25 protein-coding genes are annotated in these 26498 nt (G+C 69.9%); 6 read left to right on the top strand and 19 right to left on the bottom strand.

Annotation, left to right across the window (positions count from 1 at the left end; genetic code table 11):
• Nucleotides 1–5: 5 nt before the first annotated feature.
• The 3 genes from RZ1_RS13570 to gatC form a co-directional block, all read right to left on the bottom strand.
• On the bottom strand, nucleotides 6–845 hold the full coding sequence (locus RZ1_RS13570; RefSeq protein ID WP_072812606.1) for an alpha/beta fold hydrolase: 840 nt from the start codon (nucleotides 843–845) through the stop codon (nucleotides 6–8).
• 136 nt (nucleotides 846–981) lie between these two features.
• Nucleotides 982–2457 (bottom strand): Asp-tRNA(Asn)/Glu-tRNA(Gln) amidotransferase subunit GatA, encoded by a 1476-nt coding sequence (gene gatA / locus RZ1_RS13565; RefSeq protein WP_072812604.1) that lies wholly within the window; start codon nucleotides 2455–2457, stop codon nucleotides 982–984.
• Entirely contained in the window at nucleotides 2454–2753 is a 300-nt protein-coding gene (gatC, locus tag RZ1_RS13560; protein ID WP_068156706.1) for an Asp-tRNA(Asn)/Glu-tRNA(Gln) amidotransferase subunit GatC, read from the bottom strand. Before gatC ends, gatA begins: the two co-directional genes overlap by 4 nt.
• A 311-nt stretch (nucleotides 2754–3064) precedes the next feature.
• On the opposite strand from gatC, the gene RZ1_RS13555 reads away from it, so the two are divergent.
• The gene (locus RZ1_RS13555; RefSeq protein WP_072812602.1) at nucleotides 3065–3715 is read left to right on the top strand and encodes an ACT domain-containing protein; all 651 of its coding nucleotides are present in this window, start codon (nucleotides 3065–3067) and stop codon (nucleotides 3713–3715) included.
• 19 nt (nucleotides 3716–3734) lie between these two features.
• On the opposite strand, the gene RZ1_RS13550 is transcribed toward RZ1_RS13555, so the two are convergent.
• From RZ1_RS13550 to RZ1_RS13510, 9 genes are all read right to left on the bottom strand, one after another.
• On the bottom strand, nucleotides 3735–4223 hold the full coding sequence (locus RZ1_RS13550; RefSeq protein WP_072812601.1) for a GNAT family N-acetyltransferase: 489 nt from the start codon (nucleotides 4221–4223) through the stop codon (nucleotides 3735–3737).
• A 63-nt stretch (nucleotides 4224–4286) separates the two neighbouring features.
• A complete protein-coding gene (ligA, locus tag RZ1_RS13545; RefSeq protein ID WP_083583680.1) occupies nucleotides 4287–6410 on the bottom strand; it encodes an NAD-dependent DNA ligase LigA in 2124 nt (707 codons plus the stop codon).
• Nucleotides 6411–6465: 55 nt separating this feature from the next.
• The gene (locus RZ1_RS13540) at nucleotides 6466–7494 is read right to left on the bottom strand and encodes a uroporphyrinogen decarboxylase/cobalamine-independent methonine synthase family protein (RefSeq protein ID WP_072812599.1); all 1029 of its coding nucleotides are present in this window, start codon (nucleotides 7492–7494) and stop codon (nucleotides 6466–6468) included.
• On the bottom strand, nucleotides 7491–8576 hold the full coding sequence (gene mnmA / locus RZ1_RS13535) for a tRNA 2-thiouridine(34) synthase MnmA (RefSeq protein ID WP_072812596.1): 1086 nt from the start codon (nucleotides 8574–8576) through the stop codon (nucleotides 7491–7493). Before mnmA ends, RZ1_RS13540 begins: the two co-directional genes overlap by 4 nt.
• Nucleotides 8573–9808, bottom strand: a complete 1236-nt coding sequence (locus tag RZ1_RS13530; RefSeq protein ID WP_072812594.1) for a cysteine desulfurase family protein — start codon at nucleotides 9806–9808, stop codon at nucleotides 8573–8575. The genes mnmA and RZ1_RS13530 overlap by 4 nt, the downstream gene beginning before the upstream one ends.
• A 46-nt stretch (nucleotides 9809–9854) precedes the next feature.
• The gene (locus RZ1_RS13525) at nucleotides 9855–10703 is read right to left on the bottom strand and encodes a lysophospholipid acyltransferase family protein (RefSeq protein ID WP_169917954.1); all 849 of its coding nucleotides are present in this window, start codon (nucleotides 10701–10703) and stop codon (nucleotides 9855–9857) included.
• 20 nt (nucleotides 10704–10723) lie between these two features.
• Entirely contained in the window at nucleotides 10724–11539 is an 816-nt protein-coding gene (locus RZ1_RS13520) for a GNAT family N-acetyltransferase (RefSeq protein ID WP_072812590.1), read from the bottom strand.
• A gap of 149 nt (nucleotides 11540–11688) precedes the next feature.
• Nucleotides 11689–12645: an electron transfer flavoprotein subunit alpha/FixB family protein gene (locus RZ1_RS13515; RefSeq protein WP_072812588.1), complete on the bottom strand. Its 957-nt coding sequence runs from the start codon at nucleotides 12643–12645 to the stop codon at nucleotides 11689–11691.
• Nucleotides 12646–12691: 46 nt separating this feature from the next.
• Nucleotides 12692–13477, bottom strand: a complete 786-nt coding sequence (locus tag RZ1_RS13510; protein ID WP_072812587.1) for an electron transfer flavoprotein subunit beta/FixA family protein — start codon at nucleotides 13475–13477, stop codon at nucleotides 12692–12694.
• 181 nt (nucleotides 13478–13658) lie between these two features.
• On the opposite strand from RZ1_RS13510, the gene RZ1_RS13505 reads away from it, so the two are divergent.
• The 3 genes from RZ1_RS13505 to RZ1_RS13495 are packed head-to-tail and all read left to right on the top strand — an operon-like array spanning nucleotide 13659 to nucleotide 17268.
• On the top strand, nucleotides 13659–14489 hold the full coding sequence (locus RZ1_RS13505; RefSeq protein WP_083583678.1) for a class I SAM-dependent methyltransferase: 831 nt from the start codon (nucleotides 13659–13661) through the stop codon (nucleotides 14487–14489).
• 17 nt (nucleotides 14490–14506) lie between these two features.
• Nucleotides 14507–16024, top strand: a complete 1518-nt coding sequence (locus RZ1_RS13500; protein ID WP_072812779.1) for a 1,4-alpha-glucan branching protein domain-containing protein — start codon at nucleotides 14507–14509, stop codon at nucleotides 16022–16024.
• A complete protein-coding gene (locus RZ1_RS13495) occupies nucleotides 16021–17268 on the top strand; it encodes a glycosyltransferase family 4 protein (RefSeq protein WP_072812583.1) in 1248 nt (415 codons plus the stop codon). Before RZ1_RS13500 ends, RZ1_RS13495 begins: the two co-directional genes overlap by 4 nt.
• A 57-nt stretch (nucleotides 17269–17325) precedes the next feature.
• On the opposite strand, the gene RZ1_RS13490 is transcribed toward RZ1_RS13495, so the two are convergent.
• Entirely contained in the window at nucleotides 17326–18813 is a 1488-nt protein-coding gene (locus RZ1_RS13490) for an amidase (protein WP_072812582.1), read from the bottom strand.
• A 41-nt stretch (nucleotides 18814–18854) separates the two neighbouring features.
• Nucleotides 18855–19619 carry an acyltransferase gene (locus tag RZ1_RS13485; protein ID WP_072812580.1) on the bottom strand — a complete coding sequence of 255 codons (765 nt, stop codon included), beginning with the start codon at nucleotides 19617–19619 and terminating at the stop codon, nucleotides 18855–18857.
• A gap of 96 nt (nucleotides 19620–19715) precedes the next feature.
• Between RZ1_RS13485 and RZ1_RS13480 the strand changes: the two genes are divergently transcribed.
• Nucleotides 19716–21017 (top strand): outer membrane protein assembly factor BamB family protein, encoded by a 1302-nt coding sequence (locus tag RZ1_RS13480; RefSeq protein ID WP_072812578.1) that lies wholly within the window; start codon nucleotides 19716–19718, stop codon nucleotides 21015–21017.
• A gap of 68 nt (nucleotides 21018–21085) precedes the next feature.
• On the opposite strand, the gene RZ1_RS13475 is transcribed toward RZ1_RS13480, so the two are convergent.
• The 5 genes from RZ1_RS13475 to RZ1_RS13455 all read right to left on the bottom strand — a co-directional run bounded on the left by RZ1_RS13475 (nucleotide 21086) and on the right by RZ1_RS13455 (nucleotide 25665).
• Complete coding sequence (locus tag RZ1_RS13475; protein ID WP_072812576.1) at nucleotides 21086–21520, bottom strand: OsmC family protein; 435 nt, start codon at nucleotides 21518–21520, stop codon at nucleotides 21086–21088.
• Nucleotides 21520–22881, bottom strand: coding sequence for an LLM class flavin-dependent oxidoreductase (locus RZ1_RS13470; RefSeq protein ID WP_072812777.1), 1362 nt, complete (start codon nucleotides 22879–22881; stop codon nucleotides 21520–21522). Before RZ1_RS13470 ends, RZ1_RS13475 begins: the two co-directional genes overlap by 1 nt.
• 14 nt (nucleotides 22882–22895) lie before the next feature.
• Nucleotides 22896–23972 (bottom strand): NrtA/SsuA/CpmA family ABC transporter substrate-binding protein, encoded by a 1077-nt coding sequence (locus RZ1_RS13465; RefSeq protein ID WP_072812575.1) that lies wholly within the window; start codon nucleotides 23970–23972, stop codon nucleotides 22896–22898.
• Nucleotides 23973–24091: 119 nt separating this feature from the next.
• Nucleotides 24092–24817, bottom strand: a complete 726-nt coding sequence (locus RZ1_RS13460) for an ABC transporter ATP-binding protein (RefSeq protein WP_072812573.1) — start codon at nucleotides 24815–24817, stop codon at nucleotides 24092–24094.
• Nucleotides 24817–25665, bottom strand: a complete 849-nt coding sequence (locus tag RZ1_RS13455; RefSeq protein ID WP_083583677.1) for an ABC transporter permease subunit — start codon at nucleotides 25663–25665, stop codon at nucleotides 24817–24819. Before RZ1_RS13455 ends, RZ1_RS13460 begins: the two co-directional genes overlap by 1 nt.
• A gap of 197 nt (nucleotides 25666–25862) precedes the next feature.
• On the opposite strand from RZ1_RS13455, the gene RZ1_RS13450 reads away from it, so the two are divergent.
• Nucleotides 25863–26486: a GntR family transcriptional regulator gene (locus RZ1_RS13450; RefSeq protein ID WP_238072238.1), complete on the top strand. Its 624-nt coding sequence runs from the start codon at nucleotides 25863–25865 to the stop codon at nucleotides 26484–26486.
• The last annotated feature ends 12 nt before the right edge of the window (nucleotides 26487–26498 follow it).

The following is a 26498-nucleotide window of genomic DNA, read 5'->3' as shown; positions in this document are numbered from 1 at the left end:
CGTCCTCAGGTGTCGGTGGCCGCCAGGAAGTCCCCGATCGCCGCGGTCAGCTTCTCCGGCTGGTCCTCGGCCAGCAGCGTGTAACTGTCGTCGATCTCGACGAGGCGGGAGTCCGGGAACAGCTCGGCGAGACGGCGTCCGTGGTCGCGGGGCATCATCCGGTCCTCGGTCGCCCACACGATCAGCACCGGCCCGGTGAACTCCGCGGACTTCGCTGCGAGGTCGAGCAGTTCCCTCTTCGGCGGCGCCGACACCGCGTACTTCGCGGCATCGCGCCGCACCTCCCGATCGACCCTGGCCGGCCGGAACCAGGCGTCGTAGACCTCTTCGGGCACCGGCCGTTTGCTCATCCATCCCCACGTGCCGGGGCCGCGCCGTCCCAGCCTGGTACCCAATACCGTCATCAGCACCCGGAATCCGCCGGGCATCCGGGCCAACGGAAGCAGCAGCCTGACGGGTCCGGGTGGATAGTTGTCGAACGCCTCGCACGCGGTGAGCACGAGCCGCGACACGCGTTCGGGGTTCGCGACGGCGAGGAAGATCTGGGCGCCGCCCCAGTCGTTCTGGACCAGCGTGACCTCGCGCAGGTCGAGGGCGTCGAGGAATTCCCCGATCAGGCGGCCCATTCCGATCAGCGTCAGGTCCGCGTCCGGGTGCATCGGCTTCCGGTGTGAACCGAGCGGCCAGGTCGGCAGGATGCACCGGTATCGGCCACGCAATTCCCCGACCACGTGCCGCCACCCGGTCCCGTCCATGAGCAGCCCGTGGATGAACACCAACACCGGGCCGTCGCCACCGGTGTCCTCGTATTCGATGGTCCCCGCCGAAACTTCCACCTGGTTCACGCGATTCCCCCTTCGCGGACAATGCGTCCCATAATGGCAGACAGGGCGCAGTCACGCAGGCGGACACACGACGGGCCCGGAACCGTACGGTTCCGGGCCCGGCATGGCTGGTTCGAGTCGGTGGGGCTGGTTCGGGTCAGACCAGGACCGGGCCGCGCGCGGCCTCGAAGGCCGCACCGACGCGGTACAGGCGCTCGTCGGCGAGCGCCGGCGCCATGATCTGCAGTCCGACGGGCAGGCCGTCGTCGTCGGACACGCCGGACGGCACCGACATCGCGCAGTGTCCGGCCAGGTTGGTCGGCAGCGTGCACAGGTCGGACAGGTACATCGCCAGCGGATCGTCGACCTTCTCGCCGATCTTCCACGGCGTGAACGGGCTCGTCGGCGACACCAGGACGTCGACCTGCTCGTACGCCTTGTCGAAGTCCTGCGCGATGAGCGAACGGACCTTCAGGGCCTGACCGTAGTAGGCGTCATAGTAGCCCGACGACAGTGCGTAGGTGCCGATCATGATGCGCCGCTTGACTTCCTTGCCGAAACCGGCGGCGCGGGTGGCGGCCATGACCTGCTCGGCGCTCATGGTGCCGTCGTCGACGCGCAGGCCGTAACGCATCGCGTCGAAACGCGCGAGGTTCGAGGAGACCTCGGACGGCAGGATCAGGTAGTAGGAGGCCAGCGCGTACTCGAAGTGCGGGCAGGACACCTCGACGACCTCGGCGCCGAGCTTGGTCAGGGTCTCGACCGCCGCGTCGAACGACGCGATGACGCCAGGCTGGTAGCTGTCCGAGTGCAGTTCCTTCACGACTCCGACGCGCAGGCCCTTCAGGTCGCCGGCGGCGCCCTGACGGGCAGCCTCCACGACCGGGCGGACCGCTGCGTCGACGGAGGTGGAGTCGCGCGGATCGTGTCCGGCGATGACCTCGTGCAGGAGGGCGGTGTCGAGGACGGTACGTCCGCACGGGCCGCCCTGGTCCAGCGACGACGCGCACGCGACCAGTCCGTAGCGGGACACGGTGCCGTAGGTCGGCTTGGTCCCGACGGTTGCGGTGACGGCCGCCGGCTGGCGGATCGAACCGCCGGTGTCGGTGCCGATCGCGAGCGGCGCCTGGTACGACGCGAGCGCCGCGGCCGAGCCACCACCGGAACCGCCCGGGATGCGGCTGGTGTCCCACGGGTTGCGGGTCGGACCGTATGCGGAGTTCTCGGTGGACGAGCCCATCGCGAACTCGTCCATGTTGGTCTTGCCGAGGATCGGGATGCCGGCCTGCCGCAGCTTGGTGGTCAGCGTCGCGTCGTACGGCGCGACCCAGCCCTCGAGGATCTTCGACGCGCACGTGGTGGGCATGTCCGTGGTGGTGAACACGTCCTTGAGTGCGATCGGCACACCCGCGAGCGGGGAGACCGGGGCGTCGCCGGCAGCGACCGCACGGTCGACGTCGGCGGCCGCGGCGAGCGCCTGCTCACCGGCGACGTGCAGGAACGCGTGGTATTCGCCGTCGACCTCGCCGATCCGGTCGAGATGGGCCCGGGTGACCTCGACCGAGGACACCTCACCGGCGTGGATCCGAGATGCCAGGTCGGCGGCGGACAGGCGGGTCAGTTCGCTGCTCATTCGCCCTCTCCCAAGATCTGCGGAACCGAGAATCGGCCTTCCTCGACAACCGGTGCACCCGAGAGTGCTTCGTCCGGGGTCAGGCCCGGCACCACGACATCGGGGCGGGTCACATTGGTCACCGCGTTCGGGTTGGCCATCGGCGCCACGTCATCCGCAGCCACTTCCGACACCGCCTTCACGTGGCTGAGGATCGAATCCAGCTGGCCGGCGAACTCGTCGAGTTCGGCGTCGGACAGCGCGAGCCGGGACAGCCGGGCGAGGTGCGCGACCTCGTCACGGGAGATGGCAGGCACCTTCGGTGACCCCTTTCATGGAGAACGAACGTCGCATCCAGCGTAGTGCGTGCCCGGATCGGCCTCCTGTGCGGGCCGTCGAAGGCGGCCGAACCGTTTCCGATGCGCGAAACGCGCGTTCCAATCGTGTTTCACGCCCGTCCCCGACCGGCGGATTTGCGACAAAGCTGCCCGTTTCGTCCAAAATCCGTGCACCGGGAGGGTCGCGAAGGTGACAGGATGGTCGCAGTCGGGGGTCGCCTTGCGGCCTCGAAACAAGGTGCGCCGAATCCGGCATGCACTCGGATCGGCCCATAGGTGAAAGGACGCACGTGTCGTACCTTCTGCGTGTCCAGCTACCCGATCGGCCCGGTAGCCTCGGCGCGCTCGCCGTCGCCCTCGGATCGGTCGGCGCGGACATCCTGTCGCTCGACGTCGTCGAGCGCGGCGCCGACTTCGCCATCGACGATCTCGTCGTCGACGTCGAACCCGGCAAACTTCCCGACACGCTCATCACCGCGGCCGAAGCGCTCGACGGTGTCACCGTCGATTCCATCCGGCCGTACGCGGGCATGCTCGACACCCACCGCGAACTCGAACTGATCGATCAGGTCGCCGCCGCGCGCGACGGCCGCCTCCAGATCCTCGCCGACGGCGCGCCGCGCGTGCTGCGCGTCGGCTGGGCGACCGTGATCGCCATCGGCCCGAACGGCCCCTACCGGGTGGCGGGTAGCCCCGGTGCTCCGGAAACCCACGCGTTGAATCTGCCGTGGATGCCGCTCGAGAAGCCGCAACTGCTCGATCACGAAGCCGCATGGGTTCCCGCGGTGTGGCGGCAGATGGACACGACGCTCGCCGCCGCCCCGCTCGGCTCCCCCACCCGGGTGCTCATGCTCGGCCGTCCGGGCGGGCCGGAGTTCCGCCCGTCCGAGGTGGCGCGGGTCGGCTACCTCGCCGGCATCATCGGCACCGTACTGGGCTGATCCTGCGGGCCGGACCGGGTCAGACCAGGTCACGCACCATCGCGGTCAGCTGGACTCCGGGCACCGGCACCCAGTTGCGCTCTGCGACCGGAACGAATCCGTTCCGGTCGTAGATGCGCCGGGCATCGACCATGGCCGGTGCCGTCGAGATCACCACGGCGCGGTCCCCGCGCTCGTATGCGGCGTCGAGGGCGTACCGCACCAGCGCCGAACCGACGCCGCGGCGGCGGGCCTGCGGCGCGACCGCGAGCATCCGCAGTTCGAGTTCGCCCTTCTCGGCGATGTCCGACAGCCGCGACGTCGGTTCGGCGAGGGTCAGCGACCCGACGATCTCGCCGTCCGCAACCGCGACGACGACCTCGCCCTGAGCGTCGCGGGCGGCGGTGTCGCGCAGCCGCCCGACATACGGATCGTCGGGCTCGACGAAGCCGCCGCCGACGTACACGTCGACGGTGAGGTCGCCGACGGTCTCGTACTCGTCCGAGCTCACACGTCTGATTTCGATCATTTGTGCACTATGACAGCCGATCCCACGGGCGCCCAAAACGCCGGAGCGCGATCCTCGCCACACTCAGTCGTCTTCGTCGTCCCCTGCGGCGGTCACCGCGTCCGGGCCGAACTCGAGCAGCGTGCGGAACCCCGCTTCGTCGAGAATCGGAACTCCCAGTTCAGCAGCCTTGTCGGCCTTCGATCCGGGGGCGTCGCCGATCACCACGAACGCGGTCTTCTTCGACACCGACCCGGCGGCCTTGCCGCCGCGCAGGAGGATGGCCTCTTTCGCCTGGTCGCGGGAGAACCCGTCGAGGCTGCCGGTGACGACGATCGACAGCCCCTCGAGATTCCGCTCCACCGATTCGTCGCGTTCGTCCTCCATGCGGACACCCGCGGCCGCCCACTTGTCGACGATCTCGACGTGCCAGTCCACTGCGAACCACTCGCCGACGGACGCGGCGATCGTCGGGCCGACACCCTCGACGGCGGCGAGTTCGTCCACGGAGGCGGCCCGGATCCGCTCGAGGCTGCCGAACTCGGTGGCCAGTGCCCGCGCCGCGGTGGGTCCGACGTGCCGGATGGACAGCGCGACGAGCACGCGCCACAGCGGCTTGTCCTTCGCGCGTTCGAGATTCTCGAGCAGCCGCTCGCCGTTCTTCGACAGCGCACCCTTGGCGGTGCGGAAGATGGACGTGGTCATCAGGTCGTCGGGTGTGAGTGTGAACAGGTCGCCCTCGTTGCCGATCGCACCGGAGGTGATCAGTGCCGTCGACGCCTCGTAGCCGAGGGCCTCGATGTCGAACGCGCCGCGCCCGGCCACGTGGAACACACGTTCGCGCAACTGCGCCGGGCAGTACTGCTGATTGGGGCAGCGCACATCGACGTCGGATTCCTTCGCCGGCGCGAGAGGTGTTGCGCACTCGGGGCATTCGGCAGGCATCACGAATTCACGCTCGGTACCGTCGCGCAGGTCGACGACCGGACCGAGGACCTCCGGAATCACGTCCCCCGCCTTGCGCAGCACCACGGTGTCGCCGATGAGCACGCCCTTGCGGGCCACCTCGGACGCGTTGTGCAGCGTCGCCAACGACACCGTCGACCCCGCGACCGTCACCGGTTCCATGTACGCGAACGGCGTGACACGGCCGGTGCGGCCGACGCTCACGCGGATGTCGAGGAGCTTGGTGGTGACCTCCTCCGGCGGGTACTTGTAGGCGATCGCCCAGCGCGGTGCACGGGAGGTCGCGCCGAGGCGCCGGTGCAGCGACATCTCGTCGACCTTGACGACGAGGCCGTCGATCTCGTGCTCGATGTCGTGGCGGTGCTCACCCCAGTACCGCATCCGCTCGACGACCGCGTCGGCGCCCTGCACGCGGACGGTGTGCGGGGACACGGGCAGACCCCACGCCGCGAGCGCGGTGTACGCCTCGGATTGGGAGGCGGGTTCGAATCCTTCGAGGCGCCCGAAGCCGTGGCAGATCATGCCGAGCCGGCGCCTGGCGGTGACCGCCGGATTCTTCTGCCGCAGCGAGCCGGCAGCGGAGTTGCGCGGATTCGCGAACGGCGCCTTGCCTTCTGCGACCAGGCTCGCGTTGAGCGCCTGGAAGTCCTCGAGCCGGAAGAACACCTCACCGCGCACCTCGAGCACCGTGGGGACCGGGAATTCGTCGGTGCCCGTGATCCGTTCGGGGATGTCGTCGATGGTCAGGGCATTGAGCGTGACCTCCTCGCCGGTGCGGCCGTCGCCGCGGGTCGCCGCGCGCACCAGCCTGCCGTTCTCGTAGACGACATTGAGGGCGACACCGTCGATCTTGACCTCGCACAGATAGTGCAGGTCGTTGCCCGTCTCGGATCCGACGCGGGCGAGCCACCCACGCAGCTCGTCCTCGGTGAAGACGTTGTCGAGGCTGAGCATCCGTTCGAGGTGGTCGACGGCGGTGAAGTCGGTCGCGAAGCCGCCGCCGACGAGCTGGGTCGGAGAATCCGGCGTGCGCAGTTCCGAGTACTGCTCCTCGAGCGCGTTCAGTTCGCCCAGCAGCTGATCGAACGCGCCGTCGGAGATGGTCGGGGCGTCGCGCACGTAATAGCGGAACTGATGCTCGCGCACTTCCTCGGCGAGCTGTTGCCAGCGCTCACGTGCCTCGGGAGGTGCGGTGATGGCTGCGCTGGTCGATTCACTGACAGCGTCCGTCGATTCGCTCACAGCCCGCAAGCCTAGTCGAGGCCGCCGACAGTTCCCGGCCGCTCGGGTCGGGCGATCAGAGGGATTCCGGGTCCTCGGCGAACGCCGCGGCCACGTCGCGGGTCAGGCGCAGCGCCGCGCGCGCCCACGCCGGATCCGCACCGGCGAGCCCGCACGCGGGGGTCACGGCAACCGAGCGCAGCACCGTCCGGGGGAAGCCGAGCCGGTCGATCAGGGTCACCGCCGGTGCCGCGACCTGCCGCCACGTCGGCGGTGTGGCCGGCGCGGTCGCGGGGACCAGACCGAGCAGCAGGGTGGTGCCGGAGTCGAGAAGTTCGCCGATGCCGTCGAGGTCGGCGGCCGCCACCCGGGCGAGGTCGAGCGCGACCGCGTCCGCGGCGCCGGCCCGCAGCAGCGCGGTCGGAATGCTCCCGGCGCAGCAGTGCACGGCGACCGATCGCCGCGTCGCCTCGATCGTGGTGTCCAGCACGTGCTGGGCCTCCGGTTCGGGCACCGCGGCGACGGTTTCGAGAACCGTTCGGCCCTTCAGGGTTCCGGCCAGCACGTCCGGCAGGGCCGGTTCGTCGAGCTGGACCACGACCGCCGCGCCGGTCCGGCGAGTGACCTCGGCGGCGTGCCGGGACAGGCCCTCCCCCAGCGATTCCGACAGGTCGCGTACCGCACCGGGATCGGTGAGGACACGCTTGCCGGTGGTGAGTTCGGTGTGCGCGGCGAGGGTCAGCGGGCCCGCCGACTGCACCTTTACGGTGTGACCGGAGCCGAAACCCGCGTTTTCCCAAGCTTCTTCGAACGCGTCGAGATCCTGGCGCAGCAAGTCCTCGGCCCGGGCGGCGATCGCGCCGCGACGACCGGTGAGCCGATAGCCCGTGGTGGTGCCGTCGAGGTGCAGGTCCACGAGCAGCGCGCTCGCACGGCCGATCATGTCTGCGCCGAGACCGCGTGCGGGCAGTTCGACGAGGTGCGGGAGCGCGGCGAGTTCACCGAGGATCACCGCCGCGGACTCACGCGCGTCCGCACCGGGCCACGATCCGATTCCGGTGGCGGCGCCCGTCCAGCTTCCGGAACCTCCCGGGTCCGGGGTCACCGGGCGCCGGCCGCGGCGGCGATGGTCCCGCTGCCCACGACGATGTCCCCGGCCGGATCCGGGCGGTACAGCACGGCGGCCTGACCGGCGGCGACACCTGTGAGCGGTTCGCGCAGCGCGATCTCGATGCCGGTGCCGACGGCCTCGGCGACCGCGGGGGCGATGCCGCCGTGGGCGCGGACCTGCACGACGCATTCGATCGGGCCCTCCGGTGCGGCACCCGAGGTCCACACCGCGCGTTCGGCGGTGATCGAGCCCACCTGCAGATGCTCGGCCGAACCCACCTTCACGGTGCCGCTCTCCGGGTCGATCTCGGTGACGTAGCGGGGACGACCGTCCGCACCCGGTCCGGCGATGCCGAGACCCTTGCGCTGACCGATCGTGAAGCCGTGCACCCCTTCGTGTTCGGCGAGCACCGCACCGGAGTCCACGTCGACGACCTTGCCGGGCCGCACCCCGATGCGGGCACCGAGGAACGCGCGGGTGTCGCCCGAAGGGATGAAGCAGATGTCGTGGCTGTCCGGCTTGTTCGCGACGGCCAGCCCACGGTCGGCGGCCTCGGCACGGATCAGATCCTTGGGGGTGTCCCCCACCGGGAACATCGCCCGCGACAACTGCTCGGCGGTGAGCACCCCGAGGACGTACGACTGGTCCTTGTCCGCGTCGACGGCGCGGCGCAGCACCCCGTCCTTCAACTGCGCGTAGTGCCCGGTCGCGACCGCGTCGAAGCCGAGCGCGACGGCACGGTCCGCGAGCGCCGCGAACTTGATCTTCTCGTTGCATCGCAGGCACGGGTTGGGAGTCTGCCCCGCCGCGTACGAGGCGACGAAGTCGTCGATCACGTCTTCCTTGAATCGATCGGCGAAATCCCAGACGTAGAAGGGTATTCCAAGCACATCGGCGGCGCGCCGGGCGTCACCGGCGTCCTCCTTCGAGCAGCAACCGCGCGAGCCCGTGCGCAGCGTGCCCGGCGCAGTCGACAACGCCAGGTGCACACCGACGACCTCGTGTCCGGCATCGACGGCGCGGGCCGCGGCCACCGCCGAGTCCACACCGCCGCTCATCGCCGCGAGAATCCTCATCGTCCGTCACCTCCACGACCGGCAGCGCTCGCCAATCCGGCGGCGCGCGCCCGTTCCACCACCCGCGGCAGAGCCGCGATCACCGCGTCCACGTCGGCCCGAGTCGAGGTGTGCCCCAACGAGAACCGCAACGATCCGCGTGCGGTACGCGGATCGGCACCCATCGCGAGGAGCACATGGCTCGCCCGGGCGACACCGGCCGTGCACGCCGACCCGGTGGAGCATTCGATTCCTGCCGCATCCAACAACATCAGCAGCGAATCCCCTTCGCAGCCGGGGAAAGTGAAGTGCACGTTACCGGGCAGCCGGTCCGCGCCGCGAGGTCCGTTGAGGACCGCCCCGGGGACCGCATCCTCGATTCCGGCGACGAGCGCAGCGCGCAGCACACCGAGTCCGGCGGCGGTCGCCTCGAGGTCGGCGGTCGCCGCGCGCAGCGCCGCGGCCATGCCGACGATGGACGCGGTGTCCTGCGTACCCGAACGAATGTCGCGTTCGTGCCCCCCACCGTGGGCGAGCGGCACGCACGGCACCTGACGGCCCAGCAGCAGCGCACCGACACCCTGCGGGCCCCCGAACTTGTGCGCCGCGACGGTCATTGCGGACAGACCGCTCGCCGCGAAATCGACGGGTAGGTGCGCCACGGCCTGCACCGCGTCGCTGTGGATCGGCACGTCGAACTCGGCGGCCACAGCAGCGAGTTCGGGGATCGGCATCACGGTGCCGACCTCGTTGTTGGCCCACATGACCGTCACCAGCGCGGTCTCGTTCGCATGCTCGGCCAGTGCGGCCCGCAGCGCCTCCGGGTGGACGCGACCGTCCGCGTCCACGGGCAGCCACGTCACCTCGGCGTTCTCGTGTTCGACAAGCCACTCGACCGCGTCGAGCACGGCATGGTGCTCGACTGCGCTTGCGATCACCCGATTCCGTCGCGGATCCTGCGCGCGACGGCCCCAGAAGATGCCCTTGACCGCGAGGTTGTCGCCCTCGGTGCCGCCGGAGACGAACAGCACCTCCGACGGGCGGGCGCCGAGATCGGCGGCGATGGATTCGCGAGCCTCCTCGATGCGGCGGCGCGCGGCGCGCCCGGAACCGTGCAGCGACGAAGCGTTGCCGACCGTCGTGAAGACCTGCGTCATCGCCTCGATCGCCGCAGGCAGCATCGGCGTGGTCGCGGCGTGGTCGAGGTACACGGTCTTCGGGGAGCCGGATGCGCCGGCGCTGGGCAAGGTCATGACCGGTCCAGGATAGCGGGTGCCGCGTCGGGGTCTCGCCCGCTCGCTACCCGGCGACCGCGACCGTGGCCGACGTCGCGACAGCGAGCGTGACCGACGTCGCACTCGGCTCGCCGCGTACCGCACGTTCGCACCGTGCCGCCAGGTCGTGACGGTCGGTGCCCGGAGGTTGGAGCGGTGCGAGCACGACGTCGGCGACGGTGCCGCGGTGGCGCAGCATCCGGCGGATCGCCGCGCCGATCGTGTCGTCCCCGACGAACGCGGGGGCGGTACCGACGGCGCCGGTGCCGTCGAGGTAGCGCAGGCGCACGGGCTGAACGGGGCATTCGGCGTCGACGGCGGCCTGGAACAGCGCGGCGCGGAATCGACCGTGCGCCCGCCCGCACCACGTGGTGCCCTCGGGGAAGACCGTGACCCGGTCGCCGAGCTGCAGTCGCGTGCGGATCCGCGCGACGACCTCGGGCAGGTCCCGCAGGTTCTCGCGCTCGATGGGGATGACCCGCATGCGCCGGGCGAGGGTGCCGAGCGCGCCCCATCCGAGTAGGTCGGCGCGGGCAACGAACCCCGACGGTGCGATCGCGGTGAGCACCAGCACGTCGGTCCACGACACGTGCGGCGCGACGACGAGGACGCCCGTCTCGCGTCCGGTGTCGCGTTCGCCGCGGTGTCGCAGGTCGGTGACCGTCAGCCGCAGGCCGGCACAGCGCAGCAACGCCCGCGAGCAGCGCTGCACCAGCGCGATGCGGGCGGCAGCGGGCAGCAGACGGCCTGCGGCGAGGGCCGGCGCCCCGGCCAGGGCGACGAGCACGACGAGCCACCGCCCGGCGTATGTGAGAAGACTCACACGGTCGGCGTGGCGCGGCAGGCACCCCGTCCCGCACGGGCTGTGCGGCATCCAGGGGTGGGCTCGGGCGCTCACGCCGGGACCGCCGCCCGGTCGGCCTGTTCCGCGGCGCTCCGCAGCCTGGACAGGTAGCGTGCGTCGGCGTCGTGGAGGCTCAGCAACGCCACGAAGTCCGCGACCCCGAAGTCCGGGTCGTGGGCGGGTTCGCCGCAGATCCGGGCACCGAGCCGGAGATAGCCGCGCAGCAGCGGCGGCAGTGCGGCTCGGCCGGACGGGTCGGTGGCCGGTACGGGGCGCAGCGGGCGCACCCGCCGCTCGGGTGTCGCGGCGTGCCGGGCGAGGAGGAGGTCGCGCACCGCGAGGACGTTGGCGCCGGGCTCCTCACCGGGCTGCGCGCACATCGGAACCGACACGCAACCGAAGACCCAGGTGTGGCCGGTCAGTTCCAGATATCGCAGGATGCCCGCCCACATCAGGGTCAGCACGGTCCCGGAGCGGTGTGCCGGGTCGACGCAGGCCCGGCCCATCTCGACCGCGCCCAGGCCGTGGGGGTCCAGGACGGTCAGGTCGAATTCGGTGGCGGTGTAGTAGCCCCCTGCGGCGCGTGCGGCGTCGGGCGGCAGCATGCGATAGCAGCCGACCACGGTGCCGGTCTCGTGGTCGTGGACGAGCAGGTGGTCGCAGAACTCGTCGAACCGGTCCTCGTCGAGGTCACCGGAGCCGGCAGGCAACCGGAACCCGGGTTCGGCGGCGAACACGCGGCGGCGCAGGCGTTGCGCGGCCTCGCGGTGTCCGGGATCGGTGGAGACGGTCAGGGAATAGCGCGGTCCGGAGAGCACCGGCACGGAGTGGAAACGCGGAGGGGCCAACACCGACGTTGTGGTCATGGTGCAGGTGTATCGGACGGGTGCGGCCGCCCGGCACCATCACGATGACGCCGGAATGCACCGGCGGTGAACACCTTTCGTCGGCACCATCGGATACGGCGCAGCCCCGCTCCGGCATGCCGGAGCGGGGCTGCGATCGGGCTACGGGATCAGCCCTTGTGCTTCTTGACCTCTTCGGTCAGCTGCGGAGCGACGTTGAACAGGTCGCCCACGACGCCGAAGTCCGCGATCTCGAAGATCGGGGCCTCTTCGTCCTTGTTGACCGCGACGATGGTCTTCGAGGTCTGCATGCCGGCGCGGTGCTGGATGGCACCGGAGATGCCGAGCGCGACGTACAGCTGCGGCGAGACCGTCTTGCCGGTCTGGCCGACCTGGAACTGCCCCGGGTAGTAGCCCGAGTCGACGGCGGCACGCGAGGCGCCGACGGCGGCACCGAGCGAGTCGGCCAGTTCCTCGACGACCGAGAACTTGTCGGCCGAGCCGACGCCGCGGCCACCGGAGACGACGATCGAGGCCTCGGTGAGCTCGGGGCGGTCGCCGCCGACGACGGGCTCACGCGAGGTGACCTTGACGGCGGACTCCTCCTGAGCCGGCACCTCGACGGCGACGCGCTCGGCGGCACCGGCCTGCGGCTGCGCCTCGACGGCACCCGGGCGGACGGAGATGACCGGGACCTCACCGTTGGCCTTGGCGTCGACGGTGAACGCGCCACCGAAGATGGAGTGGACGGCGGAGCCGTCGGCCTTGACGTCGATGACGTCGACGAGCAGGCCGGAGCCGATGCGCGCGGCGAGGCGGCCCGACACCTCCTTGCCCTCGACGCTCGCGGCGGTGAGCACGGCGGCGGGACCGGCGGACTCGACGAGCGAGGCCAGCACGTCGACCTTCGGGGTCACCAGGTAGCCGTCGATGTCGTCGGACTCGGCGGCGTAGACCTTGGCGGCACCGGCCGCGGCGAGCGCGTCCTGCAGCTTGTCGGCGGTGCCGGCGGGACCGGTGACGACAGCGGCGGGCTCACCGAGCGCACGCGCCGCGGTGATGAGCTCGATGCTGACCTTCTTCAGCGCGCCCTCGGCGTGCTCGACGAGCACGAGTACTTCTGCCATTGCTTCTTTCTCCCTTGGTATGTCTGCTGTGTTCGCGGGGCGCGGATCAGATGATCTTGTTGGAGACGAGGTAAGCGGCGATCTTGCTGCCGCCGTCGCCCTCGTCGGCGACGCGCTCGCCAGCGGTACGCGCGGGCTTGGGGGTGACGCCGGTGACGGTGGAGCCGGCGTTGGCGACGCCGAAGATCTCGGGATCGAGACCGATGTCGGCGAGCGTGAGGGTCTGCACTTCCTTCTTCTTCGCGGCCATGATGCCCTTGAAGGACGGGAAGCGGGGCTCGTTGATCTTCTCGGTGACCGAGATGATGGCCGGGAGGGAGGCCTCGAGGCCGAAGACGCCCTCGTCGGTCTCGCGCTCGCCGGTGGCCTTGCCGTCGGCAATGGTGAGCTTGCGCAGGTGGGTCAGGTGCGGAAGGCCCAGGTACTCGGCGATGATGGCCGGAACGGCGCCGACGCGACCGTCGGTGGCCTCGTTGCCGGCGATGACCAGCTCGACACCCTCGATCTGACCGAGCGCAGCAGCCAGGGCGTACGCCGTCTGGATGGCGTCGGAGCCGTGGAGGGCCGGGTCGTTGAGATGAATGGCCTTGTCGGCGCCCATGGACAGCGCCTTACGGATGGCGTCGGTCGCGCGGTCGAGACCGGCGGTCAGCACGGTCACCTCGCCGCCGTCGCGCTCCTTGATGAGCAGTGCCTCTTCGACGGCGCGCTCGTTGATCTCGTCGAGCACGGCGTCCGCGGCCTCGCGGTCGAGGGTGTAGTCGCCGTCGGTGAGCTTGCGCTCGGACCACGTGTCGGGGACCTGCTTGATCAAAACGACGATGTTCGTCATGGGTCTACGTCGACCTCCTGTTGTATCGCTGCCTTTGGATCGGCGAGGCGCTGCCTGAACCGAGCACTCGTGTTGTTTCGCACGGGGTGTGCGTTAGATTACCTCACGCTAAGTTACCCACCAGTAACTTGGCAAGAGATCCGGTTCACCATAACCACACGAAGGGAACGAGGCGCTTGTGATGTGGACCACGCCGAACGGGGAAGTAAGTGATACGTCTAGTCTCGGGACGGTGACCGACTCCACCGTCCGCCCGGACGAAGCGCAACAACTGCCCCTCACCGGTGAGCGAACCGTCCCAGGCATCGCCGAGGAGAACTACTGGTTCCGCCGCCACGAGGTGGTCTACCGCGAACTGCTCGCGCGGTGCACCGGTCGCACAGTCCTGGAGGCCGGCTGCGGCGAAGGCTACGGCGCCGACATGATCGCCGACGTCGCGCAGCGCGTCATCGGGCTCGACTACGACGAGAGCGCCGTCGCACACGTGCGCGCGCGCTACCCGCGCGTGGACATCCGCCAGGGCAACCTCGCCGACCTTCCCCTCGACGACGAATCGGTCGACGTCGTCGTGAACTTCCAGGTCATCGAGCACCTGTGGGACCAGGCGCAGTTTCTGCGCGAGTGCCACCGCGTCCTCGTCCCCGGCGGCGAACTGCTGGTGAGCACCCCGAACCGGATCACCTTCTCCCCCGGCCGCGACGCCCCGCTCAACCCGTTCCACACGCGCGAACTCGACGCCGCGGAACTGACCGAGCTGCTCGGCGAGGCCGGTTTCCGCGTTGAGCTGATGACCGGCGTGCACCACGGCCCGGCGCTGCGCACGCTCGACGTCAAGCACGGCGGCTCGTTCATCGACGCCCAGATCGAACGCGCCCTGGCGGGCGAGCCGTGGCCCGCCGACCTGACCGCCGACGTCGCGGGCGTCGGCGCCGGCGACTTCGTCCTCGATCCCGAGAACATCGACGCGAGCCTGGATCTGGTCGCGATCGCGGTGAAGGATCCCGCGCGGTGACCACCCGCGAACCGGGCATGTTCGCCCTCGTGCTGCACTCGCACCTGCCGTGGCTCGCCAACCACGGGCGCTGGCCCGTCGGCGAGGAATGGCTTTACCAGTCTTGGGCCGCAACGTATCTGCCGGTCACGGACGTACTGCACCGGCTCGCCGCCGAAGGGCGCACCCGGCTGCTCACCCTCGGGGTGACTCCCGTACTCGCCGCCCAGCTCGACGATCCGCACTGCCTGACCGGCATGCACCACTGGATCGGCAACTGGCAGTTGCGCGCGCACGAAGCCGCCGGCATGTCCGAGCAGTCCTACCGCGACCTCGGCGCACGCGAGCACCGCCTCTCGGCCGCGGCGCTGGACCAGTTCGAAACCCGTTGGCGCCACGGCGGTTCCGCGGTCATCCGCGGGTTGATCGACGCCGATGCGATCGAACTACTCGGCGGCCCGCTGGCGCATCCGTTCCAGCCGCTGCTCGACCCGCGGCTGCGCGCGTTCTCACTGTCGGAGGGCCTGTACGACGCGCAGGCCCGCTGGCGACACACGCCCCGCGGGATCTGGGGCCCCGAGTGCGCCTTCACCCCCGGCATGGAGACCGGCTACGCCGCCGCGGGTGTCCAGCACTTCATGGTCGACGGTCCCGCCCTGCGCGGCGACACCTCCCTCGGCCGCACCGTGTGGGACTCCGACGTGGTGGCCTTCGGCCGCGACCTGCAGGTCTCCTACCGCGTGTGGTCACCGAAATCCGGCTACCCGGGGCACGCCGCGTACCGGGATTTCCACACCTACTGCCACGACACCGGTCTCAAGCCCGCGCGGGTCACCGGCCGCACCGTGCCGTCGCACGAAAAAGCGCCCTACGACCCGGATTTCGCATCGGCGACCGTCGACAAGCACGTCGCCGACTTCGTCGACACCGTGCGCAAGCGCCTCCGCAGCGAATCGAAGCGGATCGGCCGGGACGCGCTCGTCGTCGCCGCGTTCGACACCGAACTGTTCGGTCACTGGTGGTACGAGGGACCGCTGTTCCTGGAACGGCTGCTGCGGGCACTGCCCGACGCCGGCATCGAGGTCGGCACCCTCGCCGACGCCCGCGACCGCGGTTACGTCGGCACCGCCGTCGAACTCCCCGACTCGTCGTGGGGATCCGGCAAGGACTGGCGGGTGTGGGCCGGCGAACAGGTCCAAGACCTCGTGCGGCTCAACGACGAGGTCGTGCGCACCACCCTCGACATCCTCGACAAGGAGCGTGCCACCGCCGCACCCGGCCTGCCCGCGCTGCGCAACCGCGTCCACGACCAGATGCTGCGCGAGGCGCTGATGGCGGTCTCGAGCGACTGGGCGTTCATGGTCAGCAAGGACACCGCCGCCGGATACGCCCGCGACCGCGCGCACAAACACGCGCACGCGCTGCGCGAGATCGCCGACGCACTCGCGTCCGGCCGCCACGACGCGGCCGCGCGTCTCGCCGACGGCTGGAACCGCGCCGACAACCTGTTCCCTGCACTCGACGCCCGCCGACTGCCGAACGGAGAACCGACATGAGAATCCTCATCGTCTCGTGGGAATACCCGCCGGTCGTCGTCGGCGGACTCGGACGCCACGTGCACCACCTGGCCACCGAACTCGCCGCGGCCGGCCACGAGGTCGTCGTGCTGTCCCGGCGTCCCACCGGCACCGATCCGTCCAGCCACCCCACCATCACGCACATCGCCGAGGGCGTCCTGGTGGTCGCGGTCGCCGAGGACCCGCCGCACTTCGACTTCGGCGAGGACATGCTCGGGTGGACCCTCGCGATGGGTCACGCGATGGTCCGCGCCGGCGTCGGCCTCAGCAAGGGCGGCATCGGCGACGGCTGGACCCCCGACGTCGTGCACGCACACGACTGGCTGGTCGCACACCCGGCGATCGCGCTCGCCGAATACTTCGACGTGCCCCTCGTGTCCACGCTGCATGCCACCGAGGCAGGCCGGCACAGCGGCTGGCTGTCCGGGAAGATGAATCGCCAGGTGCACTCGGTGGAGTGGTGGCTGGCGAACGAATCGGATTGGCTCATCACGTGTTCGGCGTCGATGCGCGACGAGGTCGCCGAACTGTACGGGCCGGATCTGCCGTCGATCTCGGTGATCCGCAACGGCATCGACGTCACCACCTGGTCGTACCGCGACCGCGAACCGCGCACCGGCCCGGCGCGGCTGCTGTTCGTCGGGCGCCTCGAATACGAGAAGGGCGTGCAGGATGCGATCGCGGCGCTGCCGAAGATCCGGCGGTCGCACCCGGGGACGACACTCGTCGTCGCCGGTGAGGGAACCCAGTTCGAATGGCTGCGCGAGCAGGCACGCATCCACCGGGTCGCGCGGTCGGTGACCTTCCTCGGCAACCTCGACCACACCGAACTGCTCGGCTGGCTGCACGGCGCCGACGCGATCGTGCTGCCGAGCCGGTACGAACCGTTCGGGATCATCGCGCTCGAGGCGGCCGCCGCCGGAACCCCGCTCGTCACCTCCACCGCGGGCGGTCTCGGCGAGGCCGTCGTCGACGGTGTCACCGGCCTGTCGTTCCAGCCGGGCGACGTGGCCGGGCTCGTCTCGGCGGTGCGGGAGCTGCTCGACGAACCCGACGCCGCTCAGGAACGCGCCCGCGCGGCCCGCGCGCGGCTCACCGACGACTTCGACTGGCGGCAGGTCGCCGAGGAGACCGCGCAGGTGTACGCGGGCGCGAAGCGGCGGGTGCGCCATCCGCTGGCACGCCCGACCATCCCGCAACGTCCGCTCCCCGACCGAGGCTGACCCGCGTTCCGTGCGCGTTTCCGGTAGTGGGTGCTACCGGAAACGCGCACGAGGCCGTCAGGCCGGGGTGAGCGACGGCTGCAGGTCCGCCCACCGACGGACCTGCTCCAATTGCGCCGCGAGCGCAAGCAGCAGCCCCTCTCCGCCGAGCGGTGCGACGAACTGCACGCCGAGCGGCAGACCTGTCCCCGTCCGGTACAGCGGCACCGAGATCGCCGGGCGCCCGGTGATGTTCGCGAGCTGCGTGTAGGGGGTCCGGCCCAGGTTGTCGTCGACGATCGAGTCCAGGACGCCACCGAGCCGGGCAAGACGGCCGAGCCGGCCCGCGACGATCACCCGGCTCAGCATCCGGATCATCGGCGGGGTGGACAATTCGCCGACCCGCACCGGTGGCGACGCCAACGTCGGCGTGAGAAGCAGGTCGTAGCGCTCGTGGAACGCCATCAACCGCTGCGTGTAGCCGTTCCACCGTTCCAGCGCCGCAAGATAATCCGGCGCCGACACCGACCGGCCGACCGCCGCGAGGACACGGGTGTCGAGTTCGAAACCGTCCGGGCCGCAACCGGTCCGGCAACGGGCGTCGTCGACCTCCTGCGCGAGCGAGGCGAACCACATCGTCAGGAAGTCCGTCGCGAGGCGCCGCTCGTCGACGCCGGTCTCGGCGGGTTCGACGTGGTGCCCGAGCTCGTCGAGCAACGCGATGGCGTCGTCGACGGCCGCGACCGCTTCCCGGTCGACCGGGGTGCCGAGCGGTGACGCGGTCGCATAGCCGATGCGCAACTGCCGCGGCGGACGGCTCGCGACCGTCGCATAGGACTCCTCGGCGCGGGCACCGAGGTACGGACCGGTCGGATCGGGGCCGGCGATGACGTCGAGCATCGCCGCCGCGTCCCGCACCGTGCGGGTGACGACGCCGTTGGACACCGCCCCGTGCATCAGCTCCCCGACCGCCGGGCCGCTGGGCACCACACCGCGTCCCGGTTTGAGCCCGACGAGCCCGCAGCAGGCGGCGGGGATCCGGATGGACCCGCCGCCGTCGTTCGCGCCGGCCGCGGGCACCACCCCTGCGGCGACCGCCGCGGCCGAGCCGCCCGACGATCCGCCGGGCGTGTGCGCCGGGTTCCACGGGTTACGGGTCGGCCCGTTCGCCTCGGGTTCGGTGATGTTCTTCGCCCCGAACTCCGGGGTGTTCGTCTTGCCGAACACGACCAGCCCCGCATCGAGCCAGCGGTCGACGACGAGCGCGTTGCGCGCCGCCGGGAGCGCGGCCAGGGCACGGCTGCCACTGCCGGTCGGGGTGCCCACCACGTCCTGCGCGAGATCCTTCACCAGGAACGGCACCCCGGCGAAGGGACCGGTGAGGGAACCCCGGGCGCGGGTTCGGGCGCGCTGGTCGAGCCGGTACACCACCGTGTTCAGCACCGGATCGACCGCATCCAGGCGCGCGATCGCCGCGTCGAGCAGTTCCTCGGCACCGACCTGACCGGTGGCGACGAGCTCGGCCAGTCCCACCGCGTCGTAGCGGCGATAGTCGGAATAGTCCATCGCGCAGCTCCCCTCGTGCTCCGTCGACGACGGTTATCGGCTCAGGATCCGGTGTCCGCGGCTTGCGGCAGGTCGCCCAGCTTCTTGCGGGCGATGTCTTCGAGCGCGGCAATGTGCTCGGCGCGTTGCGCTGCAGCGGCCTCCCAGTCTGCCCGGCGGTTCTTCACGGCCTTGGCCGGGGAACCGACCGCGATGCTGAAGTCCGGGATGTCGCCCTTGACCACGGCGTGGGCGCCGAGCACGCAGCCACGTCCGACTCGGGTCCCGCGCAGCACAGTGACCTTCGCGGCGATCCACGTGTCGGGTCCGATCCGTACCGGGCTCTTGACGATGCCCTGGTCCTTGATCGGGAAGGTGACGTCCTCGGTTCGGTGGTCGAAGTCGCAGATGTAGCACCAGTCCGCGACGAGGGTCGACGCACCGATCTCGATGTCGAGATAGGTGTTGACGACGTTGTCCTTTCCGAAGACGACCTTGTCGCCGATACGCAGCGATCCCTCGTGACAGCGGATGGCGTTGCCGTCACCGATGTGGACCCACTTGCCGATCTCGAGCCGGGACAGTTCCGGGGTGGAGTGGATCTCGACGTTCTTACCGAGGAAGACCATGCCGCGCAGGATCACGTGCGGGTTCGCGAGCTTGAACTTCGCGAGGCGGTAGTACCGCACCAGGTACCACGGTGTGTACGCCTTGTTGGCCAGCACCCACCGCAGCGAGTCGACGGTCAGGAATTTCGCCTGGTCGGTGTCCCGCCGACGTGAACCACGCCACCTCGTGCGCAACGGTGCGCCCCACATGCTCGTCATAACATGCCAGCCTACGGTCAGCCTCGTGCGGAAAGCACGGGACCCGGCCCGATAGTCTGACGGATCGAATCCTTCGGGCCTGAGGAGAGATGTGTGATGCGGGGTGTCCTGCGGACGGCAGTGCTGACGACGACGGCAGCACTCGCGCTGAGCGGATGCGGAAGCGGGGACGAACCGATCGACATTCTCTCCGCCGGGGCGTGGCCGGGCCGCTATTCCGACGCCCACAACAGCAGCGCCTCCGCCGCGGACGGACTCTCCGATGTGTCCGTCGCCTGGACTCGGTCGGTCGGCGGCACTGTCGGCTCGCCGCCGTCGATCGCCCCCGGCGGCCAGATCTTCGTCAGCGCATCCACCGACACCGGCTGCAATCTGTTCGCCTTCCAGATGGACACGGGCCGCAAACGCTGGTGCACGCGTCTCGCGCCGGGTGTCGAGGTGGTCACGCCCGTCGCCGACACCGTCGCCAACGTCTACGTCGGCGAGGAAGGCGGGCTGTACTCGTTCAACGAACACGGACAGCGGCGCTGGCGCATCCCGGTGAGCGGCACACCGCGCAGCGTGCAGTTCACCGGCGACGGAAACCTGCTGGCGGTCACGCACTTCGGGCAGGTGAACGTGGTCGACACGCAGACCGGGAAGCTGGCCGCGCCGATCTACGACATGGTGCCCGTCCCGGGTGTGGGGGACGGCACGAACGTGCCCCGGCAGGCTCCCGGCCACGGGCTGGCCGCATGCTTCGGCGGCTCCCCCGACTGCCCGGTCGCGACGACCCCCGCGGTGGATGTCGCAACCGACCGCATCTTCGTGACCCTGTGGCGCCCGGGCGCGGACCGGGCCGCGCTGGTCGCGTTGCGCTACACCGGCGGCGACGACGCGCACATCGCCGAGGAATGGTCGTCGGAGGACCTGCCGGGCGGCGCGGTCACGAGCCCGGTGCTCTCCGCGGACGGTGCGACGGTCTACGTGCACGACGGCGACGGCACCCTGTGGGCGATCGACGCCGCGACCGGCTCGCCGCGCTGGAGCCACGATCCGGGATACATCACGTCGACAGGTCCCGCGGTGACCGCCGACCGGACGATCCTGCTCGCCGGAGGCGGTGCGGACGGTCCGCTCGTGGCGCTGCGCGACGCCGGGGATCACCCCGAACCGCTGTGGCAGCGTGACGATGTGCGCCAGCTCGGTGCCGTGGCCGCTGCCGCGAGCGGGGTGGCGTACACGGTGGTGCGGGCACCCGACGGCCTCGCCGCGCTGGTCTTCGACACCTCCGACGGCACCACGCTGGATCTCGAATCCCTGCCCGGGGCATCCGGTTTCGCGGTCGGCACCGCGATCGGACCGGACGGGGAGCTGCTGGCGACCACGCTGCTCGGGGACCTGTACATCCTGCGCTGACCGCCTCGAACGGCCGACGCCACGGCACCGGCGCCTGCGCACCGGTGCCGTGGCGTCGGCAAAACACGTCAGGATGCCAGAACCGTCAACTCGATACCGCCTCCCCGGCGGATCGTGTTGTAGATCGGGCAGGTCGAGACGAACCGGTCACGCAACACGTCCGCGGCGGCCTGATCGACCCCGCTTGTGGTGATCGTGAACCGTGTGAAGTCGTACCGGGTCGGGTCCTCACCTCCACGGGCGTGCGATGCCTCGACGCGAATCCCGGTGAGCGGCAGTCCCAGCTCCTGGGCGTTCGCCTCGACGTTCGCCATCGCACAGGATGCGAGGGCCGACAGGAGCAGCTCCCCGGCCTGGATGGACTCACCAGGGCCGAATCGCGAGTCGGTGACCAGGTGGTTGGCGCGGGCGTCGATCACGAACCGGCCGGGTACCCCCGCAATGGTGTGCCCGGACACGGCGGCGACGTTCGATGCGGACACATCGACGGCACCGGCGCTCATCAGGCGACGCTCGCAGGCCGGGGGATCCGGTTTTCCCACTCACGTGCGGCGGGACGACCGAGTCCGAGGTTCTCCCGCAGGGTGCCGCCCTCGTACTCGGTGCGGAACAGGCCACGCTTCTGCAGCTCGGGGACCACCTGACGGGTGAAGTCCTCGAAACCACCGGGCTGGTAGGGAGCCTGCACCATGAAGCCGTCGCAGGCTCCCCCGGTGAACCACTCTTCGAGACCGTCCGCGACATCCGTTGCGCTACCGATGAATCCGCCTTCGACCCGGCCACCGTACTGCTTTCCGAGCTCACGCAGGGTAAGCCCCTCGCGTTCGGTGATCTCGCGGACCTCACGGTAGTGGCCCTCGACGCCGGGAACTTCGACGTCGGGGAGCCGCTCGTCGAGGGGGAACGTGGACAGGTCCACGTCCAGGTGGTACGCGAGGGTCGAGAGCCCGCCCAGCGGGGGCACCAGCTCGAACAGCTCCTCGAAGATCTGCCGGGCGATCGCGCCGGTGGCACCGACGATCGGTGCGATCGACGGCAGGATCTTCACCTGACGGGGGTCGCGGCCGTGGGCGGCGGCCCGTTCCTTGATCTCCCGGTAGAAGTCCTGCGCCGACTCGAGCGAGGCGTGACTGCAGAAGATCACGTCGGACCAGCGCGCAGCGAAGTCCTTGCCCTTGGCGGAGGCTCCGGCCTGGATCACCACCGGATAGCCCTGCGGCGGACGGGGCACGTTGAGCGGCCCCTGGACGGTGAACCACTCCCCCTTGTGGTCGATCGCCTGCACCTTGGCGGGGTCGGCGAACAACGGCGCCTCGGTGTCGAGGATCAGCGCGTCGTCTTCCCAGCTGTCCCAGAGCTTCGCCGCGACCTCGAGGAACTCGTCGGCGCGCTCGTAGCGCTTCTCGCGGGGAAACTGCTCGTCGCGGTTGAAATTTCGCGCCTCGGATTCCTGGAACGAGGTCACCACGTTCCAGGCCGCGCGTCCCCCGGTGAGGTGATCCAGGCTCGCGAACGAGCGGGCCACGGTGAACGGCTGTGCGTACGTGGTGGATACCGTCGCAGCGAGCCCGAGGTGCCGGGTCACGGCCCCCATCGACGACAGCACGTGCAACGGGTCGAGACGCATCGATCCGAGCGCACCGTTGCGCAACTGGGTGTCGGTGCTCGAACCGAACCGGTCGGGTACCGACAGGATATCGGCGAAGAACGCGAGGTCGAACCGGCCGTCCTCGAGGGTGCGGGCGATGTTCTGGTAGTAGTCCGCGGACAACCATCCGGGCACCGAGGCCGGGAAACGCCAGCCGCCGGGGCGGCCGGGACCGGCGGTGATGAACGCGGCGAGATGCATCTGGGGATCGGTCATGGTGCTGCTCATACCTACTTCGAGAGTTCCTGGTCGATGACGGACTTGATCGAGTCGAACCGCGGATCCTGCAGCCACGACGTGACGTCGACCTGCTCGGGGTAGATGCCGAGCCGGTGGAAGTTGTCGGCGAGATCCTGGGTTCCCGCAATCGCGCCGGCACCGACCGAGGTGAACTGTCCCGCGCCGGAGTACGAGAGGCGGCTCGTCTCGACCAGATCCCGGTACACCGCGGCCTCCGTCGCGCTCCCCCCGAAACCTCCCAGTCGTGTGAACTCGTCGACGGCGGCTGCGGGATTGGCCTCGATCCAGCGCTGCGCGTCGCGGACGTTGCGGACCAGCGCCGCCGCGACCTCGGGGTGGTTGTTCGCGAACGACTCGCTCGCGACGAAGAAGGCGTAGTCGTAGGTCTTCACGTCGGGCAGGGTCGCGGCGCCGTGCTTACGCTTGGCGAGCTCGGCCGTCGGCTGCCACGTGATCCAGGCATCCACCTTGCCCTGCGCGAACGCCGCCTCGGCATCCGCCGCGGCGAGGTTGACGTACTCGATGTCGTCGAGTGTCAGACCAGCGGATTCGAGGTACTTGACCAGACTGTACGTGCCGGTCGTGCCGCGGTGGTCGGCGACCTTGCGGCCCTTCAGGTCTGCGGCGGACCGGATGCCGGAGCCCTGAGGAACCAGAACGTCCACCTCGTTGCCCGGCAGCGGGTACGCCACCAGCGGGACGATGGGAACCCCGCCGCCGATCGCGTAGATGACTGCGGTTGCGGTGGCGAAGGAGAAGTCGACGCTGCCGGACTTGATCGCCTCCATCACCGGCAGGGACGCCGGGAATCCGGTTGGCCATTCCACGGGCACGCCGAGATCGGCGGCGACGTCGAAACCGCCGAGGCTGTTGCGCAGTACTGTGCCCGGTTCGGCGTTGCCGTCGCCGATCAGCGCGTACCGGACCCGGGTGAGGGGTCCGTCCTCGTCGGCTGCGGCGTCGGAGCTGCACCCGGCGAGGGACAAGGCGGTCAGGCCGAGCACACCGGCGCCGGTGGCCTTGAGGAAACCGCGTCGGCTCAGCGACGAAGAGGTCAGGGGTGACATAGCGGGGGTGAAACCTTCCTACGGACGGATCGGGAGAGCTGGGGCAGGAATGCAGGGCTCGATCAGGAGTGCAGGGCTCGATCAGGAATGCAGGGCTCGATCAGGAATGCAGGGCTCGATCAGGAATGCAGGGCTCGATCGGCCTCGAGGAGTCCGTCGAGGAACTCCTCCTTCCAGGCCGCGAGCCGGGCGTCACCGCGATGGCGGGGGCGGGCCTGATCGATCCGGAGTTCGCGCGTGATCCCGGATTCGGTGAGCAGCAGCACCCGGTCGGAGAGGATCAACGCCTCTTCGACGTCGTGCGTGACGAGCAGGACGGTGCGGGGACGCTCGGCGAGCATGCGTTCGAGCAGTTGCTGCATCGTGACCCTAGTGATCGCGTCGAGAGCACCGAACGGCTCGTCGAGGAGCAGCACGTCGGGCCGGTGGAGCAGAGCCCGGGCGAGTGCGACGCGTTGCCGCTGGCCGCCCGACAGTTCGGAGGGCCAGGCGTTCTCCCGACCGGCGAGTCCGACCTCACCGAGCAGCGCGGCTGCCTCGTCGCGTCGTCCCCGGGTGCCGAGCTGGACGTTGTCGAGGACATTGCGCCAGGGCAGGAGGCGGTCTTCCTGGAACATCATGCGGGAGACGACGGGCCGGTCGCCTGTCGGCTCGACGCGGCCGGCGGTCGGCTGCTCGAGTCCGGCGAGAATGCGGAGCAGAGTGGATTTGCCGACGCCGCTGGGTCCGAGGAAGGTCACGAACTCGCCCGGCGCGATCGACAGGTCGATGTTGCCGAGGATTCGCTTGTCCTGGTAGTGGTGCCCGACGTCGAGCAGGTCGAGTCCGACGAGGTCGCGGGACATCAGCGGGTTCCCTTCCGATAGTTCGGGTTCCAGCGGAGAACCCGCGCCTCGGCCAGCCGGATGAGTTGATCGGCCAGGAGGCCGGCGAGCGCGTAGAGCACGATCGCGAGGACGATCCTGTCGTTGCGGAGGAGGTCGCGGCCGTTCTGGGCGAGGAAACCGATGCCTTCGCTGGTCGCGATGGTTTCGGCGATCACGAGCGTCAGCCAGGCCACGCCGAGCGCGTAACGGATGCCCGTCAGGATCATCGGCATCGCGCCGGGCACGATGACCTGCCGAATCAGCTCGCCGCGCCCGAGCCCGTAGGAGCGGCCGAGCTGCACGAGCTTCGGGTCGACCGTGCGGATACCCGCGACGGTGTTGAGGTAGACGGGGAAGATAACGCCGAGGATCACGAGCATGACCTTCGGCAACTCGCCGATTCCGAACGCCGCGATGAGCAGCGGGACGAGTGCGAGATGCGGCAGGGCACGCAACATCTGCAGCGTCCGGTCGACGAGCCCCTCGGCGATGCGCGAGAGGCCGACGGCGAAACCGAGAACGAGCCCGATCGCGGCGCCGATCGTGAAGCCGATGACGATGCGTCGCACGCTCACCATCAGATGGGTTTGCAGTTCTCCCTCGCTCCAGAGAGTCCGGGCGGTCTCGAGAACCTTGCTGGGCGGCGGCAGGATCGACGCTGAAACGAGTCCGGTCGACGAGGCCCACTGCCAGCCGAGCAGCACGAGGACCGGCACGACCCACGGCAACAGCGAGGTCGCGCGCGGTGTCCGGATGGCGTGTCGGCCACGTGACGGCTCGGCAGGGGGTGCGACGGTCGGTTCGACGGAGATCGTGAGCTCAGACATGGCCGGTCGCCGTCGGTGTGGGGGTGGTCGTGTTCATCGTTCTCCTCGCGGGCAGCAGTGCGACGAGAACGATAAATACAAACGACAACATGCGACGACGGTTGTATACACATGAATTCAAACCCTTCCCATCCGTGCGGCATCCTGGTATGCGTTGTCGATCGAGTTTCTGCCCGCCCCAACGAGGAGATCCGCCGGTGGACGACGACAGATCGCCGTACGCACAACTGCGCGAACGCATCACGAGCGGCGAGTGTGTGCCCGGGACCATGCTGGTGCCCGCGACCGTCGGCACCGAGATGGGACTGTCGCGCACTCCGGTGCGTGAAGCATTGCAGCGACTCGAGTTCGACGGCCTGGTGATCAAGGTCACGCGCGGCTACATGGTGCGCGAGCGCACCGAAGAGGAGGTGCTCGCCATCTGCGATGCCCGGATCGCGCTGGAATCCGCTGCGGCCTTCAGCGCAGCCACGAGGCGATCCGAGATCGACCTCGCCCGGCTCACCAGCCTGTTCGACCGGGCCCTCTCGGCCTCGGACCCGGCCAGCGCGTTGCGCCTGCACAACGAGTGGCACACCGCGCTCCGCAACGCCGCCCACAACGCCACCATCGCCGAGTTGATGGAACGCCTCGATGCGCAATTGGCCGCCTACGACGCCGAGGAAGCGAAGGCGCCCGGCAATCTCGACGCGATCGAGACCGAGCACCGCGCCATCCTCGACGCGATCGTCGCGGGGAACGGCGAGCAGGCGCGCGCCCTGATGACCGCTCACCAGGAGCGCACGCGCGACCTCCGGATCGCAGCGATGGCCGCCCGCTAGGTGTAGTTCCCA

Origin of the sequence: Rhodococcus zopfii NBRC 100606 = JCM 9919 (genome assembly GCF_001895025.1) — a bacterium.
Classification (GTDB): Bacteria; Actinomycetota; Actinomycetes; order Mycobacteriales; family Mycobacteriaceae; genus Rhodococcus; species Rhodococcus zopfii.
The sequence above is the reverse complement of the archived record's forward strand: the minus strand, read 5'-3'. Positions and strand labels throughout refer to the sequence as shown.

What these genes read in the sequence shown, in the direction of transcription:
- gatA (WP_072812604.1), bottom strand. Translation starts at nt 2,457, where the DNA reads ATGAGCAGCGAACTGACCCGCCTGTCCGCCGCCGACCTGGCATCTCGG.
- RZ1_RS13550 (WP_072812601.1), bottom strand. Translation starts at nt 4,223, where the DNA reads ATGATCGAAATCAGACGTGTGAGCTCGGACGAGTACGAGACCGTCGGC.
- mnmA (WP_072812596.1), bottom strand. Translation starts at nt 8,576, where the DNA reads ATGAGGATTCTCGCGGCGATGAGCGGCGGTGTGGACTCGGCGGTGGCC.
- RZ1_RS13530 (WP_072812594.1), bottom strand. Translation starts at nt 9,808, where the DNA reads ATGACCTTGCCCAGCGCCGGCGCATCCGGCTCCCCGAAGACCGTGTAC.
- RZ1_RS13525 (WP_169917954.1), bottom strand. Translation starts at nt 10,703, where the DNA reads ATGCCGCACAGCCCGTGCGGGACGGGGTGCCTGCCGCGCCACGCCGAC.
- RZ1_RS13520 (WP_072812590.1), bottom strand. Translation starts at nt 11,539, where the DNA reads ATGACCACAACGTCGGTGTTGGCCCCTCCGCGTTTCCACTCCGTGCCG.
- RZ1_RS13515 (WP_072812588.1), bottom strand. Translation starts at nt 12,645, where the DNA reads ATGGCAGAAGTACTCGTGCTCGTCGAGCACGCCGAGGGCGCGCTGAAG.
- RZ1_RS13510 (WP_072812587.1), bottom strand. Translation starts at nt 13,477, where the DNA reads ATGACGAACATCGTCGTTTTGATCAAGCAGGTCCCCGACACGTGGTCC.
- RZ1_RS13505 (WP_083583678.1), top strand. Translation starts at nt 13,659, where the DNA reads ATGTGGACCACGCCGAACGGGGAAGTAAGTGATACGTCTAGTCTCGGG.
- RZ1_RS13500 (WP_072812779.1), top strand. Translation starts at nt 14,507, where the DNA reads ATGTTCGCCCTCGTGCTGCACTCGCACCTGCCGTGGCTCGCCAACCAC.
- RZ1_RS13495 (WP_072812583.1), top strand. Translation starts at nt 16,021, where the DNA reads ATGAGAATCCTCATCGTCTCGTGGGAATACCCGCCGGTCGTCGTCGGC.
- RZ1_RS13490 (WP_072812582.1), bottom strand. Translation starts at nt 18,813, where the DNA reads ATGGACTATTCCGACTATCGCCGCTACGACGCGGTGGGACTGGCCGAG.
- RZ1_RS13485 (WP_072812580.1), bottom strand. Translation starts at nt 19,619, where the DNA reads ATGACGAGCATGTGGGGCGCACCGTTGCGCACGAGGTGGCGTGGTTCA.
- RZ1_RS13480 (WP_072812578.1), top strand. Translation starts at nt 19,716, where the DNA reads ATGCGGGGTGTCCTGCGGACGGCAGTGCTGACGACGACGGCAGCACTC.
- RZ1_RS13475 (WP_072812576.1), bottom strand. Translation starts at nt 21,520, where the DNA reads ATGAGCGCCGGTGCCGTCGATGTGTCCGCATCGAACGTCGCCGCCGTG.
- RZ1_RS13470 (WP_072812777.1), bottom strand. Translation starts at nt 22,881, where the DNA reads ATGACCGATCCCCAGATGCATCTCGCCGCGTTCATCACCGCCGGTCCC.
- RZ1_RS13465 (WP_072812575.1), bottom strand. Translation starts at nt 23,972, where the DNA reads ATGTCACCCCTGACCTCTTCGTCGCTGAGCCGACGCGGTTTCCTCAAG.
- RZ1_RS13460 (WP_072812573.1), bottom strand. Translation starts at nt 24,817, where the DNA reads ATGTCCCGCGACCTCGTCGGACTCGACCTGCTCGACGTCGGGCACCAC.
- RZ1_RS13455 (WP_083583677.1), bottom strand. Translation starts at nt 25,665, where the DNA reads ATGTCTGAGCTCACGATCTCCGTCGAACCGACCGTCGCACCCCCTGCC.